At 51.9% G+C, this 21,610-nt stretch carries 12 protein-coding genes and 1 pseudogene; all 13 read left to right on the top strand.

The window, feature by feature from the left end:
* The first annotated feature begins 102 nt into the window (after window positions 1–102).
* The 13 genes and pseudogenes from N5W20_RS05320 to N5W20_RS05260 all read left to right on the top strand — a co-directional run bounded on the left by N5W20_RS05320 (window position 103) and on the right by N5W20_RS05260 (window position 21,432).
* On the top strand, window positions 103–612 hold the full coding sequence (locus N5W20_RS05320) for a Panacea domain-containing protein (protein ID WP_319806134.1): 510 nt from the start codon (window positions 103–105) through the stop codon (window positions 610–612).
* Complete coding sequence (locus N5W20_RS05315) at window positions 599–1,024, top strand: hypothetical protein (RefSeq protein ID WP_319806133.1); 426 nt, start codon at window positions 599–601, stop codon at window positions 1,022–1,024. Before N5W20_RS05320 ends, N5W20_RS05315 begins: the two co-directional genes overlap by 14 nt.
* Before the next feature lie 524 nt (window positions 1,025–1,548).
* On the top strand, window positions 1,549–2,886 hold the full coding sequence (locus tag N5W20_RS05310) for a hypothetical protein (protein WP_319806132.1): 1,338 nt from the start codon (window positions 1,549–1,551) through the stop codon (window positions 2,884–2,886).
* Between the two features lie 73 nt (window positions 2,887–2,959).
* Entirely contained in the window at window positions 2,960–3,778 is an 819-nt protein-coding gene (locus N5W20_RS05305; protein ID WP_319806131.1) for a DNA adenine methylase, read from the top strand.
* Window positions 3,779–4,447: 669 nt separating this feature from the next.
* Entirely contained in the window at window positions 4,448–5,230 is a 783-nt protein-coding gene (locus N5W20_RS05300) for a BRO-N domain-containing protein (RefSeq protein ID WP_319806130.1), read from the top strand.
* A 67-nt stretch (window positions 5,231–5,297) separates the two neighbouring features.
* A complete protein-coding gene (locus N5W20_RS05295) occupies window positions 5,298–5,591 on the top strand; it encodes a hypothetical protein (protein WP_319806129.1) in 294 nt (97 codons plus the stop codon).
* A complete protein-coding gene (locus N5W20_RS05290) occupies window positions 5,569–6,750 on the top strand; it encodes a tyrosine-type recombinase/integrase (RefSeq protein WP_319806128.1) in 1,182 nt (393 codons plus the stop codon). The genes N5W20_RS05295 and N5W20_RS05290 overlap by 23 nt, the downstream gene beginning before the upstream one ends.
* Window positions 6,751–7,564: 814 nt before the next feature.
* Window positions 7,565–7,744, top strand: coding sequence for a hypothetical protein (locus tag N5W20_RS05285; RefSeq protein WP_319806127.1), 180 nt, complete (start codon window positions 7,565–7,567; stop codon window positions 7,742–7,744).
* A gap of 1,841 nt (window positions 7,745–9,585) precedes the next feature.
* On the top strand, window positions 9,586–14,016 hold the full coding sequence (locus N5W20_RS05280) for an autotransporter domain-containing protein (protein ID WP_319806126.1): 4,431 nt from the start codon (window positions 9,586–9,588) through the stop codon (window positions 14,014–14,016).
* A 773-nt stretch (window positions 14,017–14,789) separates the two neighbouring features.
* A pseudogene (locus N5W20_RS05275) lies at window positions 14,790–17,041 on the top strand (Hint domain-containing protein).
* A gap of 829 nt (window positions 17,042–17,870) precedes the next feature.
* Window positions 17,871–18,608 carry a scabin-related ADP-ribosyltransferase gene (locus tag N5W20_RS05270; protein ID WP_319806125.1) on the top strand — a complete coding sequence of 246 codons (738 nt, stop codon included), beginning with the start codon at window positions 17,871–17,873 and terminating at the stop codon, window positions 18,606–18,608.
* A 3-nt stretch (window positions 18,609–18,611) separates the two neighbouring features.
* On the top strand, window positions 18,612–18,947 hold the full coding sequence (locus tag N5W20_RS05265) for a hypothetical protein (protein WP_319806124.1): 336 nt from the start codon (window positions 18,612–18,614) through the stop codon (window positions 18,945–18,947).
* 712 nt (window positions 18,948–19,659) lie between these two features.
* A complete protein-coding gene (locus N5W20_RS05260; RefSeq protein WP_319806123.1) occupies window positions 19,660–21,432 on the top strand; it encodes a phospholipase effector Tle1 domain-containing protein in 1,773 nt (590 codons plus the stop codon).
* Window positions 21,433–21,610: the final 178 nt, after the last annotated feature.

Here is a 21,610-nt window from a genome sequence, read left to right as displayed (position 1 = left end):
TCAGCAATTTGATCGAAGATGTTGGTTAAATTTTTCACGTCGCACGTGGTAAAATAGTCTGTTAGAAATGACAGGTGCAAACTTCAAGCTTAGGAGGGGTTGATGTTTACGCCAGCAGCGATCGCGAATAAGTTTCTCGAATTCGCGCGGGATGAGGGGCGCTTACTGACAAACATGCATCTTCAGAAGCTCGCGTTTATAGCGCACGGCTGGAATTTGGCGTTATTTAGAAAACCGCTGATCCGTGAGGAAGCGAAAGTTTGGAAGTTTGGTCCAGTTTATCCAGAGTTGTATAACGCTTTGAGTAAGTATGGTTCAGGAGCCGTAACTGATCTCGTTCATCAGAACGATGACAATGTTTTTTTTGAAGTTCCTCGCGGCCCCGTTGTGCGCGCGCAAATTACGCCGCAACAAGAAAAATTACTGAAAGCTGTCTGGGACTCGTTTAAAACATTTTCAGGTATTGAGCTTTCAGCTATGACGCACATGGACGATTCACCTTGGTCTATAGCGAAGAAGCAATATGGTCTTAACAGCTCTATTCCCGACGATTTGTCTCGCTCTTACTATGAAACTTTGCTGAAGGCTGAGTCGTCGAGTGAGGGGCAATGAACACCGTTTAGAACTTTTAAAGCGGATTTCGGAGCGCCTAAAAGACGACCTTAGAGAAAAAGTCAGGCACGATCCTGACGCCGCCTCTGTATACTCTCAGGACAAAAGTAGTTTTGAGCAACTTACCAGAGAGCTTCAACATCGCAAAAGTAGCTTAGAGTTAAATCACCTCGAATTATTCGGAAAGATGCGCGGTAAAGGTGCAACATTTGTCTACGTTTATCTTATAGTTTATTCGGTTTTCAGCGCTTTTGTAATTGGACTTCAAGGGTTCCGCATTAAACAGTTCGTCCTGCCTGAGACTGCTTTAGACATCTTAATCGGCAGCACGGCAGTAAGTGCTATCAGTTTAGTGGCCACCGTCCTTAAGGGCTTATTCCCGACGAACCCGAAGAAATCATTCAAGCGCTGAGGCGGCCCGATCTCTAGACCTCGTCTGACGGAGCCACGTCGCTGCTCTGGATTGGTTATGATCGTTTGCTACGAAGTTTTAATAGGGGCGGCCGTGTGCGCGTTGACAGCGCAGGTCCCCTGGGAGGAACGGTTTCGGTGTATCCTGGGTGAGGTCGGCAAGCTTCGAGAAAGCGTGGCAGGGTTCAAAGGGATGCGATGGGTGCTTCGGGGGATTGGGAGGGGTTTGGGAAAGCTTCGGGGTGTGAGATTGAGTCGGAATTGACTCTAGATTTCGATGGAAGCAATGGTTGGCTCTAAGGTAATGGCAAATCTGAAGGTGCATTCCACTTTCTAAAACCTTACACTGAACCATAAGCGTCAGACATCCTCATAATCAACCTTGCGTCACTGAAAAACGAGAAGGTCGCTTTTCGTGGAAAGCAATCTGTGCATACCCGACAAATTAGACTCAATGTTTCTATCATGTTGACTTTCCTCTTCAGGGTTGTAAGTGCTATGGGAACTTGATGTTGGGAGAGATTCATGATCGCTGATGGCAAGACTCTTGAAATTAATATTGAGAAAATCTTCCTTGACCTGCGAAATCCTCGGCACGAGCCCCTTGATACGGAAAGCGCAGCCATTGAATATCTGTGCAAAAATGAAAGCGTGCTCCCGTTAGCCCAGGATATCGTTCTGAACGGGCTAAATCAACTTGAGATGATGGCGGTAATCCCCTGTGAAGGTTCAGGAACTGATGCGTCCAGCACGTCTTACTGGGCCGCTGAGGGCAATCGTCGCTTATGTGCGTTGAAACTTCTCGCTGATCCAGAGCGCGCACCCGCGAAGTGGCGTAAGCGCTTCGAGAGACTCGGAGAAAGGTGGGAGAGAATCGTCTCACTCCCCTGCGTGATCTTCCCGGATCGAGATTCTGTCGCACCTTGGTTGGCGAGGATCCATGAGGGAGAACTGGATGGTAAAGGGCGAAAAAAGTGGAATGCTGATCAAATCGCGCGTCATAGTGGCGAGAACAAAAATAAGATTGCGCTTTTCATTTTAGATTATGCCGAAAGAGAAGGTCTACTCTCGACTGAAAAAAGGAAGGGGAAACTCACCACAGTTTCAAGGTATCTCAATGATAAGTCCGTAAGAGAGGCTTTAGGGGTAGACGCGAGTGATATGGACGATATCTGTAGCGTCTTAGCCAAACAGGATTTCGATAGCCTTCTGCAAAAATTCCTCGACGACTTAGAAACGGGTGAAGTGAGTAGCAGAAAAAATAAAGCGGCGCGAGAAATTTACGCCAGAGAATTGAGAGCTTCACGAAGTCATACCGTAGACTCGCCGGGATTGCTTCCTCTGCGAGGGGACAAGTCGAAAGTCCCCCCAACCGAATCGACAACGGAGAAAAAATCGTCGAAGCAGGATCGAATTACCCACATAAAACATCATCCTGAGATCAAGGAAGCTCTCGAAAGAATAGGTGGGCAGAAGCTTCCGAGCATCTATAACTCAATCACGTCCATTAAACTGGAGCCTCACACGCCGCTGCTGACCCTCGGAGTATGGACGTTGATCGAGTCCCTCTCAGCCTTGATGGGAAGAAAGTCCAACACTGACTTTCCATCATATTTTGGCAAGGATGTTTTGCAGAGATTAGGCTTGTCTGAGGGCAAGGGGGACAAAGCAATCAAAAATGTCTTACAACAAATATCGCACTTGGGTGACATAACCAAGCATCACTCTATCGCTGCTTCACTCGATGGAAAGCAGTTGGCCAATCACATGGAAGTGTTGAAAGATTTTTTTCTAAAGTGTGCTGAAGAGGCTTACCTGAAATCTAATGAAACTGAGGTGACGGACCGTCTGATGCCGTGTTAAAATCAATACCATGACAGTTCGATGCGCTTCCCCTCTACGATATCCTGGAGGAAAATCTTGCCTTTACGATGTGGTGGCAAAAATTCTGCATATCAATCGGCTCGAAAAAGGACATTATGCCGAGCCTTATGCTGGTGGGGCCGGATTGGCGTTGCTCTTGCTTTTCAATGGCCACGTGGGCGAAGTACACCTTAATGACGTGGATAGATCGATTTGGGCATTCTGGAATTGCATTTTAAACGATACCGATCAATTCGTAAGAAGATTGGAAGACATAGCCGTTGATCTCGACCAGTGGCACTTGCAAAAAAAAATTTATGAAAACCAGGATAATTTTTCTGATTTCGACGTTGCTTTCGCCACCTTCTTCTTGAACCGTACGAATCGATCAGGCATCGTGAAGGGCGCGGGAATGATCGGGGGGTATCGCCAAGCGGGGACCTATAAAATCGATTGTCGGTTCAATAAAGAAGACCTTGTAAAACGCATCCGTAGAATTGCCAAATATAAATCAAGAATCCACCTTCATGGGAGTGACGCTCTGGAGTTTGTAGGAAAAATGGAGGCACACCTCCCTGATCGATCCTTCATATGTATAGATCCGCCCTATTTCAATAAAGGATCGAGCCTTTACACAAGTTTCTATAATGAGCAGGACCACCTAGCAGTCAGCCAAGCGATCCTTCAATTGGAAAAAGCTTGGATTTTAACTTACGATAATACGCCAGAAATAGTACATTTATATAGGAAAAGGCGTCAGTTTAATTTTGATGTGAATTATTCATTACAAACCAAGCGAGTTGGTTCAGAGCTACTTGTAGCTTCGAAAGGTTTAAAGCTTCCCGCCGAGGTCCGTGATAATTTGTTTCATCGGCCGCAGCTCCAGGCGTGAAATGCTGCTTTTAATCAAAGCGTCTTAGGCCGCTGTCTCTGCTAATACTCCGTTATTTTGTTCAAGCCAAGCTAAGGAGCCATTGCTCACGGCTTCGTCAGTTATGTCTGACATCTCCACGAGAAAATCGACATTTTTCTAGATGCCTGAGTCGCTCACTGGAAAAGTTTTCTTTCATCTCTGTTGAAAGACGTCTGAAAGCGCGCTCGTTCGCGGGGCCGAACAGTTCCAGATAGATTTGACGCATCGCGTCAAGTGGCGGGCCATCGTCGTAATCGGTGTGCGCAGTTCTTTACGCTCAAAGCTCGGCGAACGCGAGACCTAATGCGTCTTCGACACATATCTCCCTTCTACCATTCTAAAGACGGCGAGTTACTTTTTGGAGAGGGTCTTCAAGCCAGCTTCGATAAGACGACGGATGGCCTCCGCGCGAGAGGATGCTCTTGTCGAAAATCTAAAATCGTCAATTGCCTCAACGAGGCTCTTAGGCATCGGCGTGATTATACGTTCAGAATTTTGCTCAGTCATATCGTTAGAGTGCCGCCGACAAGAGTGACAGTCAACATAATTACCGCCGTTGACATATATGGCATACATGACATAACATATGTCAGCCGGTTGGGAAGTGGCCTCCGCAACCGGCCTAACCTTAATCACGAGGAGTGCCTCATGACTAAAGCTGTCGTTACAGGTAACATAAGATTGCCCGTTTCCGCATTCTCTTTTGAGGGCGTGGACGTGCGTGTCCTTAACGGGTCCGATGAACCCTGGTGGGTTCTCACGGACGTTTGCAAAGTGCTCGAAATCTCAAATGCTCCGAAGGCTTCTACGAGATTATATGATGACGAAAAGTCCACTATAACTATTAGTGACAGTGGGAATCTCAATGCCTCACGGACCATTATCAACGAGTCCGGCCTTTACTCCCTGATCCTCACCTCCCGCAAACCCGCTGCAAAACGGTTCAAGAAGTGGGTCACCGCGGAAGTCCTCCCCACCATCCGTAAAACCGGCGGCTACATGGTTGCCTCACCTAACGAAACCCCTGAGGAGCTCGCCCATCGCGCGCTAACGGTTCTCGACGACACGCTCCGCCGTAAAAACGCGGAGATCGCCACCCTCGAACCTAAAGCCCTCGCATTCGACTCCCTTATCAATAACGGCGAGCTGCCCTCACTCCGCACCTTCTTCAAGCAATTTCACGAGCTCAATCTCATTGCCATCCCCGCAACACTTGGTGAACTCGGCTATTTGCGGCGTTCGGATCGATATGTGGGCCCGTGGGAGGTGCGGCGGAGCCATCCGCGCGCTGCAGAGCTTTTCCGGCAGCGGATCAAGGACGGCATAAGGTGGCAGCAGGTCACCGTCCTTCTGACCCCTCAGGGGCAGGAAGAAATGGCGCGGCTCTACCGCCAGGGTGCCTTCCCTAAGCTCGTCCGATTCTCCCATTGAGTTCTGTTAATGTTCCGTTTATGTTCTCAGTGGACTCCGCGGAACGTTCCTCTTAGGAAATTTGAAAATGCAATCAGTTGCTGATCTCAAAAGCGTGTGCACGCTGCTGCTCCATGACAAATTTGGCCCCATCGCCATCGTCGATAACGAGGTCGGAACAATCTTCACGCCTTACGCATGTGACGACCGATTTTTCGCGGCAGTCTCCCGACTTGATGATGGATGGGCGGCGACCTTCGCGGTGGAGCGCGAAGACGTTGAATGGCGTCGCTGTTCGACCTGTGAGGAAGCTTTCGCCGCGCTCTCCCTTTCCGTCGCGAAATTCAATTGGAGGAGCTATGCACCTCTTCAAACAGTCTAATAGTGACTTCTGGTTCGTCTCATTCGTGCATGCGCCCTCCGGTAAAAGGGAGAGGCGCAGCACGAAGGAAAAAACCCAAGGAGCGGCCCGCAAGGCCGCTCTGAGGATCGTTCAGGAATTTGAGGAGGGTCCAAGAAAACGCAGAACCAGGCTGAATGAGGGTCTGACACTGCGTCAGGCACTGACGCAATATCTCAGATGGCTTAAAGCGGAAGGGAAGTCATCGCTGAGGATGGCCGAGGGACTTGCGCGCAAAACCCTCGGGGAGCTCAAGCCCGCCCGTTTCGCGCTCAAAGCCGCGCTGCCAATCGTGCAACTCTCCCCCGCGCACATCGAAGAACTCGTCATGGCGCGGCGGGACGAGGGCAATGCGCCGCAGACAATTGCGCATGAGATCAAAATGATCCGGGCGGCGGTCAATTACGCGGCGGCTTTGGGGCACGTCTACCCGCCCAAAATGGATTTGCGGGGCCGCGCCGGAAATGCCTGGCGCATGCCTTCGGTCAAGCCAAAGACGCGTTACCTTAGTCGAGAGGAGTGGATGCAGGTTTACGACCATCTCAATCCACTCCGTCCCGTCCATGTGACGCGTCAATGTGGCTACGATTACGAACTGCCCCTCGAAATGCGGACGATTATCGCGCGGCAGATGGTGCAGGATTTGTTCGTCGTCATCACCCTTACCGGGGGACGTTGGTCGGAGGTGGCACGATTGACCTGGGACCGGGTCGACACGGCAGGGTTCGCCTGGGTGCGGCTCTGGGGGTCGAAGACGGATAAAGAGCGCATCCTGCCTCTGCCTGAGATGGCCCGTCAGGTGCTTCAGAGGCGCTTTGCGGCGCGTCAGAGCATCATGGTCTTCCCAGGTCGGAATGAAACGGATTTCTGTTCAGCCGTCCCAGCCCGCGCGATTATCCGGGCAATGGAAGCGGTTGGGTTGAACCGCCCTGACATTGTCGAGATGCACGGCAAGGCCACGGTGCACTCACTGCGGCACACGTTCGCATCGTGGCTTTTGCAGGGTGGGGCGGATTTGTCAGAGGTCCAGGAGGGGCTCGGCCATACCACGTTGGATATGACCCGACGCTATGCGCATCTGTCGAAAAGCAAGAGCGCAGAGCGGATTGCCTCCGCATTGAATGCCGTGATCCCCCTTTGAAGCTTTTAGGGCTCGATGCTGAAAAATCACAGATATTGAGCCCTAAAATAGCCCTAGTAAGACGATTTTTAAACGTGGAATAGGTGAAATATCATGAATTTCAATGGATTAGATAACGTCTCATTTCACGATTCTGTGCTTCCCAAGCTGCATACGAGGGTTCGATTCCCTTCACCCGCTCCATATTTCCCGGGGAAGTTTGTGTTGAAGAGCGAGACGCTGCGGGGGTTTTGGCCTGCGGTGTGAGTTTGTCGTGTCATGGACCTGACCCGGCAGGGGGCTTCAAGCTTGGGAGCCTGTTCGGGCCTTGTTGGGCTGAGTTACACTTTGTAAGCCCCGGTATCACCTATGACTCTCGCAGTTATGTGGCCGGGGTATCTTTTTTCCAACTTCCAATTCATTTTACGGACCTCAAGTTAAGCGGCTACGGTCTCGATGCCGATATGATTGGTTTTCCCAAACAATGCGCGTCAACTGCTCACAAGGCCCTAGTCAGATCAGCATTCAAGACCTCCCGCGACGAGGCCGCTGCACCCCCGTGCTAGGCCATGTGTCTGCGGTGCAGTGCAACGTAAATAGGCGGGGCCAAAAGCTCCGCCTATCTATCTATCTATCTCTATGAAGCAGTATCAGCCGTCCTCTGCTCAGACCTCGTTCAATCCTTCCACTCACATCGTCGCAAAATCTCATCGACCTCTTTTGAGAGGCGCTTCGTGTAGCGCCGTAGCTCGTCGAAGGACGCGTTCGGGTCAATATCATCGAATTCGATCGGCATGCGGAGTTTTTCGCTGTCTGCACGCGCGATGGCGAGGTGATGAATGATCTCGTCTTCAAACGTTCGGTTGTTTTTGTCGGCGAATTTACTGATCCATCTCCTGAGATTCAAGGGGATGAACAGTTAAATTGGGGAACGTTTGCGCGTCATGGGGGAATTTTATGGCGGATTTCAGGATTGTTCAACGGTAATTTAGCGATCCGAATGAGATTCCCATGAGTGATTACCTTGTTGCAGATTTTGAAGACCATGAAGTCCAATGAGGAAATACATATGTGTTAATATAAATAATCAAAATACTACAACCATAGGCGTTAAACTTGACGGGAGGCCGACAACCTACACATTTTGGTTGTATTCTCGGTCAAGACACTTACGCGAGGTGGTCCGCCCTATGAGCCTGTTTCCACCCTCAATATCTCAACTATCAAGGAAGTCGGATAAGCTTGGAGAAGATTCGATTGGCCTCAATCAGAGGCAATCCGCTGGTTCAAAATGCCGAAGCTTGCAGGCTCTAAAACTTGGTCAGATGCCTCGCAGGCCCTGTAGACTCGCTGATCGTTTCCGGAGAAATAAATCGAGTCTTCAAATGAAGCAGGCCAGTACCTTTGAAGGGAAATGCGCGGCGCTATCAAAACGCGCCCAGCCTTTGATAACAGGCGCGCGCACGGCCCTCCCGGCACAAAAGTGAACATTCCAAGACCCGCCGACCAGGCATTAAAGGGGGATTCCGCGTCGTGGCACATCCCGACTGACCCGTTTCGGGCGAGAGCGCGTCACGGAATGCGCGCCATGTCAGGACGGGTATCAGCGCGCTTGAGCGGAGGAGCGATCGCGCTCTCGGTAAAAGGCGGGAGATGTCCGGAAAGGTCTGAGGATATGTAAGGCGTCAATATCGATGACGCATACAAATCGAAATCATGTTCGCCCGTTGAGATGACGCGCACCGCGCCGCTGCACGTTTCGACATTGAGTCGGAGGCTACCTCCGCTGCAAGGCGTTTCATCGAGAGCGTCGTGTTTAAGGTGAAAGCCCGATGCTGGACGGCTTTTCAGAAAACTTTCGGTTTAGGTAAAACGTTTCAGGGTCTCGCGAGAGAAGCGAGAACGCGTTCCCTCCGCACGCTTAGGGACATTTGGACCTTGCACAACAATAAGATATGGCCATTTTAGATGAGCTTTTTTAACCGACCGACATACCTTTCATGTTTGACGACATGTTTGTCTCTGGCCATACTTTTTATGCCGCTTTATGCGCGTGCAGATTGCGATGGTACGACAGGCACAGTGACGTGCACGGGGTCGATCACCTCAACCATTGGCACCGGCCCCAACAGCACAATCACAACCCTCAATATCGCTTCCGGAGCGTCCGTCGTCTCATCTGGTTTAGAGGTGAGCTTAAACTCGGGACAATCTTCGAGTAACCCGAACGTGATCAACGTCGCGGGACGTTTGCAAAGCAGTGGTCGAAACAGGGGGCCATGGAATTACGGAAGGAACGTCATCGAATTTAAAGATTACACGGTTTTGAATATATCTTCGACAGGTGTAATCCTCCAAACGAATACTGACCCCAATACGGGAGCGATCAGCCTCATCGGGGGCGGCAACATAGTAAATAACTATGGGCAGATCACTTCTGGGGGCGGAGCAAGTATTTATACAGAAACAAACAACTCTTCAACGAGGACGGTCGCGAATACGATAAACAATTATGGAACGATCAGTTCCGGCGATCAGGGATCGGGGGATATATTTCGGGCTGGCGATCCTACCCCGGTCAACTTCAATAATTTTACCGGTGCGGTTGTGAACGGCAATTTATATCTTACTGAGTCATCGACTATCAGAAATGTGATTGCCCTGTATAACGGATCTACATTCAATGGAAATATTGTCGGAGGAGGGGACGCGTCGGTTTTTCAGTTATCAGGTGACAGCGGGACTGATATTATGTCGGTACCGGTCAGTAAATTCGGCTCTCTCAACAAAACAGGCGCCGGAACTTGGGTGATAGAGTCGAGTTCCATTTTACCGAGACTCAGTTCCAACCTGTCTGTGAACGTCGATGGTGGCACGTTGGTTTTCGTCGCCAACGAGTCGTCAAGTCAGGCAAAGGTCACAATCAATGAAGGGGGCACGCTCCAGCTTGGTCGGGGCGGCACGACGGGCTGGATTGATAATGTCAGCGTCAATAACGGCACGCTCGCCTTTAACAGATCCGACAATAATAGTTACGCAAACAATATTTCAGGTACGGGCGCCGTGACGCAACAGGGCACGGGTATCACAACGCTTACGGCCAATAATAGCTACACGGGTGCCACAACCATCAGTAACGGCACGCTGGCGCTCAGCGGTGCGGGCGCGGTCGCTGCGTCAAGCGGCGTACATAATAACGGGACGTTCGATGTCTCGGGCAGTTCAAGTTCAACGCCCTCTATCCAGTCCCTCGACGGGAACGGCAGCACAACTCTCGGTCAAAACACGTTGACGATCACCAACGCCAATACCTCCTTCGGAAATGATTATGCGGGGGTGATGTCGGGCACGGGTGGCCTGACCATCTCCGGCGGGACACAGGGCCTCTCCGGCCAAAATACCTATACCGGCTCGACAAACGTCAATAGCGGCGCGGGTTTAAACTTGTCTGGTGCCATCGCTGGTGCGCTCACGAATGCGGGCACGACGGACGTCAATGGCGGTACTGTCAACGGCGCGACAACGAATACAGGCACGTTGACAGGCGAAAATGCAAGCTTTCAGGCCGTCAGCAATAATGGTGGTTCCGCCAATCTCAGTAATTCTCAGGCGGGTGCCATCACAAATGCGCAAAACGCAACCTTCACAGCGCGTGGCGGGACAATTGCGTCAGCTTCCAATGATGGTACGATGACACTCAGCGACGGTCAAAGTGTCACCGGCAATGTCACGAATAATGGCACGCTCACCCTCGACAGTGCCGCAATCGGGGGGTCACTTGCTGCTGAGTCCGGGCAATTCACGGTTACGGCGAACAATGCCTCCGCCAACTCCCTGAGCGGTGACAGTGATGCCACGCTTGACGGTATTTTGACCCTGAACAACGCTCAGGATACGTATGCGGGTGTCATGTCAGGCACAGGCGGGCTGACAATTGCCGGAGGTGCGGAAACCCTGACGGGCAACAGCACCTATTCCGGCCAGACAACAATCGGCAATGGTGCAAGCCTGACCCTCGGGACAGGCGGCACATCCGGTATGTTCGGGAGCGACTCCAACGTCGTTGATAACGGCACGCTCACGGTCAATCGAAGCAATAATGTGACGATGAATGGTGTCATTTCCGGCGCCGGCGTCTTTAATCAGACGGGCACGGGAACGACGATTCTCAACGGAAATAATTCGTATACTGGCACGACAACCGTTTCCAACGGCGGGCTTCAAGTTAATGGAGACCAATCGGCCGCTACAGGAGATACCATTGTTCAATCTGGTGCTACGTTGAGCGGCCGAGGGACGATCGGAGGAAATGTCTCGATTGCTGATAATGCGACCATCGCCCCGGGAGTATCTCAAGCTGATGCCGCGACCCTCAACATTAACGGCAATCTCGATCTTAACTATAATGCGATACAGAACTGGGACCTCGGTCAAGCCAATGTTGTTGGTGGTCAATATAATGATCTTGTAACTGTTAAGGGTGACCTCGTTTTCAGTGGGACGTTGAACGTTAAAGGTACAAATGCTGCAGATGACAACACGCCCATCTCTGTCTCCAATGGTCTCGGTCGCGGCATCTACCGTATCTACACTTATAACGGCGCCCTTTCCGGTGCCAATGGATCATCCACGCCCAATGCCCGCCTCGGTACGGTGGATACGGCGCCGGACACGCAGCTTCTCCTTCAGACGAGTATTGACCACGAAATCAATCTCGTCGTCATCGACAGTGTTCTGCCTTTCTGGGATGGCGGGAGCACAGTGTCACCGGGAGGTGGCGGTCTGCCGGGAGATGGCACCGTCAATGGTGGCGATGGCACCTGGACAAACGATAACGCCAATTGGACGGACGCAACCGGCAGTATCGATAATATCTGGACGTCTGGCACATTCGCGATCTTCGCCGCGCAAGCCGATACCGTGACCGTGCGTAACACGACCGCGAACGGCACGATATCCAACGTCACCGCCGAGGGAATGCAATTCGCAAATCGTGACGGCGGCATCTATCGTTTGACCGGCGACGATATTTACGCGGCGTCAGGCACAATGATCATGCGTGTCGGCGATGGCACACAAGAGGGATCATCAATCACCGCGAACCTCGATACGGTTATCAATGATAGCCTTGTAAATGGGGGCACCTCGCTGGAGAAGATCGATGCCGGCACGCTCATCATCTCGCAGGACCAGACATATCGCGGCAACACCATCATCAATGGCGGTACGTTGCAGCTTGGCAATGGCGGCACGACGGGGCGTCTTACCGCGAGCCCTGCCATCGTCGATAATGGCAATCTGACGATCAACTTCAGCAATGACAATGTTATTTCGCAACCTATCAGTGGGCAGGGGAGCGTCACCCACGCCGGTACGGGTGTCACGACGCTCGGAGACAGTAATCGTTACGAAGGAGGGACGTCCGTTGCCAATGGCACCTTGAAGGGCACCGCTTCAAGCTTCGGTTCCGGCGGGATCAATATTGGTGGCAATGGAAGCCTTGTCATTGATCAGGTGAGTAATGCGGCGATGAGCAACAGCTTCTCGGGCAGCGGCGCCATGTCGAAGATCGGATCGGGAAATGTGACACTGAATAGTGACAGTCCCGGTTTCAATGGTCAGGTCGATGTCCTCGCCGGTGGGTTGGGAGTCGACGGTAATATGTCCAATGCCCGTTTCAACGCTCAGAATGGAGGCACAATTTTCGGAACAGGCAGCGTCGGGCCAACGAGCATCGGCGATGGGGGCACTCTTGCGCCCGCAGGGCCAGGCGCCGTCGGCAAAATATCGATAAATGGCGAACTGGCCATGAGTGCTGGATCAACATTCTCGGCCACAGGCACCGGGCAGGAGGTCGGCTCATCGGTGAATGTCAACGGGTCCAACCGCAATATCCTCGCAAGCAGCTTTGCCAATGTAAACGGCAATGTCAGTCTCTCAGGCGGAATCGCGGCCCTCAACGTCGCGTCAGGTTCGGTGCTTCGGGTTAACCAGGTCTATCGGCTCATTGAAGCAACCGGCAATATCTCCGGACAATTTGACCAGCTTTCCACCAATCTCGGCAGTCAATATATCTTTCTCGATCCTCGTCTATTCTACACGAATAACCTCGTCGGCGTGGCACTTGACCGTAATAATACCAGCTTCACGATTTTAAGTCGGACGCGCAATGAATTCGCGTCAGGCGCGGCGCTCGATCGTTTGCCTTCCGGCAACCCGTTGTCACTGGCGGTCGCAGGGCTTGGTATCAATGATGCGCGCAGCGCCTTGAACGCGGCGTCAGGTGAGATCCATGCTTCCGCTGTTACGGCGCTGATAGAAGATGCCTTTATGCTGCGTGAAACCGTCACAGAACGTCTCAGCAGCGCCGATTGCGACGGGCCTTACGCATCCGGTTCCATTCAGACCGCAACTCTCTCGGAAAAAGCCCCCTCAAATCGCTGCCACCAGGACCGTCTCGTCCTCTGGCATCAGGCTTATGGCAGTCTCGGCCGAAATTTTGGTGACGGAAATGCCGCGACAATGAACCACACATCCGCAGGGTTCCTCATGGGGGCTGATGTGCCGGTCTTCAGCACAGCGCGCATCGGCGCGTTGATTGGTTACAGCAACGATTCCTTCCATGTTTCAAGCGGACGCGATTCATCAGGCCATAGTAACAACGTCACAATCGGTGCCTATGGCGGCAATCATTGGGGCCGGATCAATCTGCGCCTAGGTGCAAATTATACGTGGAACATGATGAGCATGAACCGCACAGTGAACTTCAACGGATATAATGGCGCGAAACTCAACGCCGATTATCTCTCCGGCACGGCGCAAGGTTTCGGGGAGATCGGTTACCGTATGCGTGGCCGAAAAATCGCATTTGAGCCTTTCGCCGGGTTATCCTACGTCAGCGTCCAAAGTGGGAGCTTCCAGGAAAAGGGGAGTATCGAGGCCCTCGAAGGCCGGTCATTCACGAAGGGCGTGACTTTTTCAACCTTCGGGTTACGGTCATCGGCATCCTACCAAGTGGGCAGGACAGTTCTCATGCCGCGTCTCATGGTCGGTTACCGGCACAGCTTTGGCTCTCTCTCGCCCACGGCGCCCATGCGCTACGTTGCATCCAACGACGCGGCAATGCGCATCGCCGGTACGCCGCTCGCGTCCGATGTCGCTGTCATCGACGCCGGGTTCAATCTGAGGGTCTCGGATCAGATTGATGTCGGGCTGTCTTATCTCGGGCAATATGGTGTCAAGGCAATTGATAGCGGTCTCAAAGGAAGTCTGCGCTTAACATTCTGATGGCCAGCGCGCATGAAATCGTCACCTTGGACATGACCGTTCGATCATAGATTTTGTTACCGCGAATATCTGCCGATCCATCTCTCAGGAAGTGACGATTGCGGCGCGCCTGCACGATCGTCAATGTGATTTGGCTGAGATCCGGCAGATTCTGTTTGTGCCAACTTAAAGAGGCGCGCACGTCTCGGCATGTTTGCGCCCACACCAGAGCACGTCCGAACTTGCAGCGAAAACGACGATCCATACCCCGCTACGTCTCCAAGAGCTGAGCGAGTAGAAACGCGATCTATCGAGTATCCAGGTCGGTCAGAGGGCAATTTAACGCGTCATAATCGTGGATAATATAGTATAGATGCTAAACGATATTTAATGTCTATTTGGTGGCTGTGATCGAAATTTCCATTATTTCATTAGGTTACATCAGAGTAAATCATGTTTTAACAAAACTTACTGTTACATTAATAGGCGCGGCCCTAAAGCTGAACGCGATCTGAGTGACGCGGCGCGGGATGGGGCGTGTCATTGCGGTGTTCTCCCGCCGATAATAACCGTTCCCGCCTTATGTTTTTCGTTTGAACTCATGACGATTATCGAATGGCGTCGCGCTGATTCCGGGGGATCGTGAAGTGACGCAGCATAAGACTAAGAATAAATCGAGGTCAGGTCTTGATTATTTAAGGGAGAGATCGCGAAGACACCATTACGCGCATTTTCCACATAGGCACAAATCTCGGAATGCGTGCTCAACGACGCCTACTGAGACGTCTTTTCCCATGACGGTTATTCTTGACGGCACAATCGACATCACCGCGCCGCATGTAAGCGAGATGAATCTGCAATTTGTGGGTGGCCATTTGCAGGTCAAGAATAGTGTCACGCTGGATTACCTCAATGTGACAGGCGGCTCGGTAAATTTCGATACGCTGATCATCCGGAAGAAGCTCACCGTCAGTGGCGGCACGCTGACCGTCAAAACCATTACTTACACAAATGACGTCCTCGCCATCTCCGGTTCCGGCGCCGTCAATCTTTCGGCGGGCACGCTTGGCGCGGTCACCGTCGCAAGCAGCGCTGACAGCGTGTTCAGCACGGATATGACAAGCTTGTCCGTGCAGGCAGGTGATACGGGCGCCGTCAAATTGTTGGGTGGTACGCTGGGCAAACTGGCGCAGCAGGCCAGCACCGTAAGCGTCACGGGCGATGTGACCGTCAAGGCGATGGAACTCTCCGGCGGCACAATGAAAATCTCCGGCACGCTGCATTTCAGCGGATCGACGATGAGTGTCTCGACAAACGCCGCGCTCGAACTGGATGGCGGAACACTCATCATCGGGCAAGCCGGCACTTACAGCATTGATGGCAGCTTTACCGTGTCGCATGAGAGTGGCGGCACGATCGATTTTGCCAATTCCGGCGGTGAAATCATTGTCAAAAACGGCATGAGCGTCGGCCCACTTACCCTCAAGGGCGTCGGCACACTGGCGCTGAATGGTTTCATCTCCGGATGGCATGATGAGGACCGCATCAATGTCACCTCAGGGGCGACCCTCAGCCTTTTCGATAATGAGCATGTGGAGCCGGTTATTGATCTGGGGGCCGGTGGTTGTATTTCCTTCGGCCAAACATTCTGCGCCAGGGCAACCGTCAATGTTAATGAGAGTGTCGCGAAGGGTGGCGCCGCGATCGCCTTTCGACAATCGCTGCTAAATGATGATCGGGTGGTGTGGGTCAATGTGACGATTGAAGGCTACCGAGATGGCGTGAAGCTGGATTTCAAAGCCCTGAAATATGCCGATGTCACCGTACAGGACGCACATTACAGTAATCGCGAAATGACCATCATCTATAAGGTCAAGGGCGAGGATTACACCCGCGAGATCATCCTTTTCGACTTCTCAGGGCCTGACCTGGTGGATGGCCAGAAATTCACGGTCATTCCCGATGGCGCCGGGGGCACGGAGTTTGAAACGTGTTTCCTCAGCGGCACAAAGATTTTGACGCCCGATGGCTGGCGCGCGGTTGAAGCGCTGATGCCGGGTGACCTTGTCATGACGCACGAGAATGGTGAAGAAGTCGCGACACCGATCCGCTGGGTGGGGGAGGGGAACGCTGTGTGCCGTCCTGACCTCCCGGATGACCTCTCAGGGTACGCAGTGCGCATCGCGCGCGGCGCTTTTGGAAATGACATCCCGTTTGAAGATATTCTGCTGACGTCGGAACATTGTGTTTTCGTGGAGGGGGGGGGCTCATACCTGTCCGCATGTTGGTCAATGGTGGGAGTATCACCTATGCGCGAGAGAAGCCATCTTACCGGTTTCATCATATTGAAACCGAGAAACACGCGATTATCAGCGCGGCAGGTCTGCTGACGGAGACCTACCTTGATACGGGTCATCGCGCGCGCTTCGGGGAAGGCATGGGCGTGGTGCCTCTGAAACCGAAGCGGGCGGATGATCTCGCTGCGCCACTGCGCGTGCGGCGGGCGGAGGTTGAGCCTGTTTATCAGCGCCTCTGCGAGCTTGAGCGGAGCCACGAGCATCCTGTGGCCAAGCAGCATTTAGCGGGCGCGGCACGGCCATTGACGATGGACGCCGCGCTGCGCCTCGTTTTGCCGGGAGGTGGTGAGATCTTCCCATTATCGCGCCGCCGGGATGGTTATGTCTTCAAGGTGCTACGTTATGTTGAGAAATTGCATATCGTGAGCCGGGCAAGCCGTCCATGTGATGTGATCGGGCCCTTCGTTGATGATCGCCGCATGCTTGGCGTGCTTGTCGGCGACATTCTTATGATTGAGGCGCGGCGCATGACGCGGATGACCCGACACCTCACCGAAGATGGTGAAGGGTGGCACAATATTGAGCATTCCGCTGCAAGGTGGACAAATGGCCGGGCCATTCTGACATTGTCCGAATGCCCGACTGACCTGAAGTCAACCATTCTTCTCTTTATCCAGATTCTACAGCAAGGGCCTTATCTGACGCTGACCGCCCCGGATCTGTCCGGGCTCATCATCGCTGCGGCCTGAAAGACGGTTTTACGGATCAGGAAGATCCATCCTTGTGCCCGGACGATCGTCCGGGTCAATAGGTAGTCGATGCCAGCGAGACCGGATTGACACGCGCATTTCTGAAGTGTCGATGATCCCGCCAGCAGGGATCAATCGAAGCATCCCCCTCCTGCGGACGTGAACCTTAAAATAAAAAGATTTTCGAAAAAAAATCATTCGGAACATGCTCCGTTAACGAATTCCAGGCTGATCGCTCAGGTTCGTTCTGGATCGATTAGGCGCAAGAGTTTCCTCTGATCGTCACGGTTTTTCAGCAAAAGTGAAATAGCAGTTACCGCTGTGCAGAAACGGAAATCAAATGTTCGGGCGCGCGTCGAGGGTCGGAAACATTGTTTGTTACATGGATTTAACTTGCTCTCTATTGGTAAAAACAGACATAATAGCGATGTAAATACAACAGAATATCATGATAAAAGTATTTACGTCGTTTTGACAAGCATTTCCACTTATGTTGATTTCAGCTCTTACAAAATCCACACGCGATTTTTCCCGGGCCAAACGCTGCAATGAGATAAATGGCCCATCACATTTTCGAACTGGCCTGGCTTTCGTTAGGTGCGGTTTATCGACCGTGATGGGCAATGGACCGAATTACAGTGTTCCGGCACCTGAGGGAAGGCACGCGCCGCATATCGTCGTGAGTTTACGGTGGCAAAATAACTGGAAGGGGCGCCCTTAAATCTATCAATAACGATAGCAAACGTCTGATGGAATATCGAAATAGAGAATTTCCGGCAGAGATAATGACGGATAACGCCCGTCATTATAAAAATAACAGGATACTCTCATGCGTTTATTATTATCATTACTTTTCATTTTATCGATATTCACACTACAAACTATTTATGCAGTAGCTGATGATGTGCCCAATAAGGGCACGGTTTTCAGAGTGGACACGCGCCCGCCGGACGAAATTTTTCGAGATGGCTTTCGATCATGGGGTGACGACGATAATGTCCGGGATCACTCCACGGGTGCAAGCTGTTACAATCACCGCCGTGAAAGCGCCTTCGTCGCTGTCACGACGGACCCTGAATATGCGGGCCAATATGCCCGGCGACTTGCCGAGCAAATGGAGGGGACCGCCTATGTTTATGTCATTACCTCTCGCGACAACATGTATAATTTTTTCGAGACCCTTCGTGTGGCCGGTTATCAGACAGGCCTCGGCATGGCGGAGAGGCAGTCTGAATGGATTGCGGTGGGCGCGATCGCTGCGAATACAATTTCCGGTGTGAGAGCTTACGTCCATGGCTCTGCGCCGACGCCGCCCATTATACCTAATCCGAATTTCAATCCCGGCCTTCAACCACAAATCAATACACAGCCATACACGCAGAGAACGGCAGACGCCCTACCCGGTGAGGTTGTCTGGGAAGCCCGGCGTAATCCCGTCATTGGGGCGTGCATGGCGGCCACACTCTGGTGCTCACATCGCGGCACGCAAACCGACGAAGACGCATGTCATTTCAGGGAACAAATTGGCCCGATGACCTGGGCCGCACTTGAAGATAACAGGTGGTAAATCGTGAAAAAAACAATCATAACGGCTTTTCTGTGTGCAACATTTATCTCCTCACCGGTATTTGCGCGACCCTATTTGCGGGAATATTGTCACAACATCAACGGACGCTTCCTGGAAGATTCTCATGTGAGGGACTTCGCCGTGTTCGTAACGGAGAGCACCCTCAATATCCTGACGACGAGCGCCCGTGACCCGTTTTTCCTGAATACTAAAGACCCTAATTTTGACTCAATTTACAGCATCGTCCGTACGGCGGAACTTGTCGGCACGACGATCGATTTCTGCTTCCTGCCGCAGGATCACAGCATACTCGGAATGAGCTTGAACAGGATGTCCTGACGACGTGATCTGGGTGACATGTGCGACGCGCAGGGTGGTGGAGGCGATATCGTCACCCTGTCTTCACTGAAAGATCAATTTGAACCTCATATGGAGGATTGAGATGAGGCGGAGCGATATGCTCCGCCTTTTTTATTTTGGCCATTACGGGCGACTTCTTCCGGGGATCTGAACGGGACGTTGCTTTGATGACGCGTCATCAGCTCTACGCCAGCAAGTTCAAAGAGGGATGGGCTCACCGCAATGATCATTGTCGTCGGCGCTCTTTGACCCAGCTTTCACGCCTTTGGATTCGTGATGCCCAGATGATGTCGCACTGGTAAAATTGAATATTATCGTCAGGATGTTGTGCGGCAAGTGATTGCCCACCCGGCAGAATGCAACGCGATCGCCTGAAATGACGCGCTCAAAAAGCCACGTTTAAAAATTCCTGCGCTTTGGGCATTGTAGAAAGGCGAAACGGGACACGCAAAAGTAAATAGAGCCGCGTTTTACATGCCTTAGACAGATACAAGCTATTTGAGAGAAACGAGGTTTCCCGATTGTCTACCACGGGAGATTAACAAATATTTTTAAAAATTATCAACAATACAATAAATCAAATTCAGCTCAGTGAAAACTTTATCGACAGTCATCGCGTAAAATACGTGTTGCAATTGTTGAAAATATGCAATATAATCATATACATAAAATAATAAAAAAAGATAGTGAAATGCCTGAAATCAGAAAAATTAAAGAATTCACTTCAACCTTACTCAAGGCGGAAATCACGGGTCTTTCTGATGAAATCGCACGCGATTATCAGGATTGCACCGTCAAGATCACCGGTCTGAACGCAATGCAGACGGTTGACCTGAAAATCGAGGCCATTGAGGTCGGCAAGTCGACGACGATTTTCTCACAGAAAATCACCTTGGGTAGAGAAGTGCATCTCGTGGGGCCGTTGAAAATTGATCGGCGATGCCAGCTTGCAATCAGCGGTGACGTGTCCGGGCAATTGCTCAATCCTGCGGATTGTAAAATTGAGTCCACCATGTCTTACGATGATTCAGCGATGAGAACTTTGAGACTAGGTGTTTTCTTCGATGGTACGGGCTGTAATGCCTATAATAGCGAGAGATATTTCAACTCCTTTACCTCGATCGGCGATTATCTGGAAAGTCTGATCGAGAGGTTTAATGACAGTATCATACCGAAATCCTATCGGTATTCGCCGCAGCTCAGTTACGTGTCCGGTCTGTCAAATATCTGGAATCTTTATCGAAGCTTCACTGAAGGTCAAATTGATGAAAAGACCTATCAGGCGAAAACCTACGTTGAAGGCGCCGGTACGAAAAAAGACGCGCTCGATTCAATGTTTACGATGGGCACAGGGTGGTCACCACCTGTGGGACCGCAGACAGGGGTCATTGCCAAAACGGATGATGCTGTGCAGCAGATCAAAGACGTGCTCGCCAATCTCGGAAATGATTTCGACCGTGTCAAACTTTGCATCTTCGGTTTCAGTCGCGGTGCTGCCTCCGCACGCCATTTCGCAAACCGGATCGAGAAGCAGGATCGCACACTCCTTTCGGCGTTCAACACAGCAAAATACGGCGCGCCGGAAGTCCGGTTCATCGGATTATATGACACGGTTGCGTCCATCCTGGCGCTCTCTCAAGGGGATATTGATTTCGGTGACAGTAAAACCGGCGATGTCGATATCTCGATGGATGACGCGATTGCCGAAGACGTATTTCACATCACGGCCGGTCATGAAGTGAGGGAAAACTTCTCGTCCAACCATGTCACACCTGTTTTCCAGAAGGAGCTGAAGCTTCCCGGTGTTCACGAGGATATTGGTGGCCTGATGCATGAGAAGGTGGAGGAGCGCATGTATCTCACGCAGATACTTTACAGTTCCTCCTGGCGCAAAATCGACAATAAGGACACGTCCTCCTACAAAAAATCCACGGAAGATCTGAGTAAGCTCCTTGACGTCGTGCATTGGGGAAAGATTTACGAGGCGTGCGGGATTTCCGTCTCATCGGAGGTGCGGGATCGGCCTCTCAACTCCACGCTTTACGCGAATGCTGTCCAATTGCGGCGCGAGGCTGTTTATCCAGGGCTCAATTGTGTGTCTTTCCAGGCGATGCGTTACTACGCTGAGAAAATCGGGCTCGCTTTTGCCAAGCTACCGGGAGAGGATGTCGAGACCGTTCCGGAAGACCTGCAGGATCTCCATGATCAGGCGTTGCAACAGATCGATCAATTGCTGGCTGGCGGCACGGCGACGAGTCTCGTAGATTATATTTCACCCGCTCTGGGGGCGAAATATGTGCATAACTCCGCTTTCTGGGATGAGGGCCCGAATGATCTGGTTGTCGACAAGACCGGAATCATTGATGACGCAACGTTCAATCTGTTGCTGATCAATCGCCCGCATGAGGGGAATGTGCGCCGCGAATTCAATGCGGATGGCAGCGTATATACTGATCCGGCTTAATGATGGATGGACCGCACTTCAGGCGCGGTCCGTTTAAAACGAGCTGAGTTTGACCCGAACGATTGCCTGAGAGCGCCATTGACGTGCTCTAAGCGAGCGTTCGGGCCGAACTTACTCCGCCAGCACGGTCAGGGCACGGAATTTGGCGCGGAGGGGGCGGCCGGAGCCCGCTATAAGG

Origin of the sequence: Candidatus Kirkpatrickella diaphorinae, from assembly GCF_025736875.1 — a bacterium.
Taxonomy (GTDB): Bacteria; Pseudomonadota; Alphaproteobacteria; order Acetobacterales; family Acetobacteraceae; genus Sorlinia; species Sorlinia diaphorinae.
The sequence above is the reverse complement of the archived record's forward strand: the minus strand, read 5'-3'. Positions and strand labels throughout refer to the sequence as shown.